At 36.2% G+C, this 2425-nt stretch carries 1 protein-coding gene; it reads left to right on the forward strand.

Translation table 11 applies throughout. From position 1 onward, the window contains the following. Positions 1–725: 725 nt before the first annotated feature. On the forward strand, positions 726–2425 hold a 1700-nt coding region (locus tag AC3DU7_RS31225; RefSeq protein ID WP_488043120.1), incomplete at its 3' end, for an extracellular solute-binding protein.

Raw genomic sequence — 2425 nt, forward strand, 5'->3', positions numbered from 1 at the left:
AATTTTTCTAATTCTTGAAATATCTTGCTTTTTAACAGCTTCAAATAAATCCATAATTTTCTTCGGATGTTAATCAATATTACTTAAGTGACAGTTTTGTTATCTAGTAACTGGATTTTAGGAAAAAAGTCAAACAAAATAACCTCAATGTCTTATCTCCAAGAGATGATACCTGAGTCTATCCCCACACAAATCCTAGACTCGCTTTATGCTCGACAAAAACGTCTTGATGCTCTTGCAACCAACAAAAAAAGTTGTAAGAAATACCTGTGATCAATGCCTCCAAAGTTTCAGTGAAATTTGTCAAAGGCTTAAGAGCATAACCTTTTCTTCACCCTCCTATTAATTGTTGATAAATAATGAAAGTATAGACAACAAAAACCAAAATAAAATGATGTATGAGACTGGTTTTATTTCTAATTTGATACTATGCATAAACCTAACCATCCTTTGGCTTCTCTGTAAAACTTTTCAATATAGTTTCTCTGAGAAAAGTAGGTAAAAGCGATAATATATAATAATTTTAACCTATTCGTCAAAGAGACATTTCCTGTAAAGTCTTTTGATTTTTGTAATTATTGCTGCTCTTAGGCACTCAGTATAGCTTACAGTAGATTCCTCGCATAAGAGGTACAAATATTAACGCTAAGATGTTGGTAGTGGGGCATCTTGTTAAACCTATTTTTAATACTTAGTTTAGTATCGATAACATAAATTCACCAATTATGATTACTAAAAAGAATCAAAAAATTAAATATCTGAGCATTTATCTCTTAATGCTGTTAACTGCTTGTGCAACACCAGAAAATACCACCACCACAAAAAATCAAGGTCTAGAAATTAAACTATTAATGGGAAGTGCTTTAGGAGACTTTTGCGAACGAGCAGCAGAAGGTTTCAATCAACAACAACCAAAACTGAATGATGGTACTTCTTATTATATAAGTTGTGATGCTAAAGGTAGTGGGGATGTCGTTACCACAGTCATGTCTTTTGCAGAACAATTTCAAACCGGAATATTATCTGCTGATGCACCTGAATTTCCCACAATTATTTCTGTGGATGGTGAGATATATCATGCTCAATTGAAGTATCGAATGGAACAATTATTTCCTGGGCAAAACTATATTCCAGAAATTACAGATGCACCAATGTTAACAAATAGTCCGATGGTGTTTATGGCACAAGAAGACATTGCCAACGCCATCGAAAATGTTGATGATTTATTTAAACCTCTAGTGACAGCAAAAACTCATCGCGATATCAACTCTTCTGCACCACCAACTTCTATTTATTACGTTCACACTGCTCCCACTCGCTCCAATTCAGGTTTACAAACTCTTGTCTCTCAATTTGCATCAGTATCTGGCAAGCGACCAGAAAATATCACAGTGGCAGATGTAACGCGCTATCAAGATCGGGTACAACAAATTCAAAGTAAAATTACTCGCTACGGTAAGTCAACCAGTTCCCTCGCGAAATCAATGGTCAAAAATGGGCCATTTTGGGCATCTATTGGTTCAGTTTATGAGTCTTCGGTAATTGCTGCTAATACCCATCGCCAACCAGGGCAACCAAAATACAGGGCAGTTTATCCCCAAGCAACTTTTACTTCTAATATGAGAGCAATTGTAGCTAGTGCGCCATGGGTAAGCGAGGTAGAAAAAGCTGCTGCTACAGAAATTATTGCATATTTACGATCGCCAGAAGTCCAAAAAATTGCTACTGATTTAGGATTACGCCCTGCTGTACCTGGTATTCCCCTCGGTACGAAGATTAGTCCTGCTTTTGGAGTTAATCCTAATGCTAAATATGACTCCTACCGTCCACCAAAACCAGAGGTAGTAGAGGCGATGTTAAAATCTTGGCAGGTATATGCCAAAAAGCCTTCGTTAGTCGTAGTATTAGTTGACTCTTCAGGTTCGATGCAGGGGGCGAAATTACCTGCTGTTCAGAATACTTTACAAACTTATATTAATACTCTAGGGCCTAATAACCAAATTGCTCTGATTGATTTTGATAGTATGATTCGGCCTCCAGTGGTAGTTGATGGAACTCCAGAAGGACGCGATCGCGGTCTACAATTTATTAGTAATTTGAAAGCTGAAGGTGGGACAAAGTTATATGATGCTACCCTTTATGCTCGTAACTGGTTACAGCAAAATCTTAGAAATCAGGCTATTAATGCCATATTAATTTTAACTGATGGGGAAGATTCTGGTTCTCAAATTAAGTTAAATCAGTTAAAAAATGAATTACAAAAAAGTGGTTTTAACTCCGACCAGAGAATTGCTTTATTCACAGTTGGATATGGTAAAGAAGGAGAGTTTAATCCTGATGTTTTGGAAAAAATTGCGGAACTAAATGCTGGTTATTATCGCAAGGGCAACCCAGAAACTATTTCTAAATTAATGTTAGATTTACA

The sequence above is a fragment of the Okeania sp. genome (assembly GCF_983059655.1).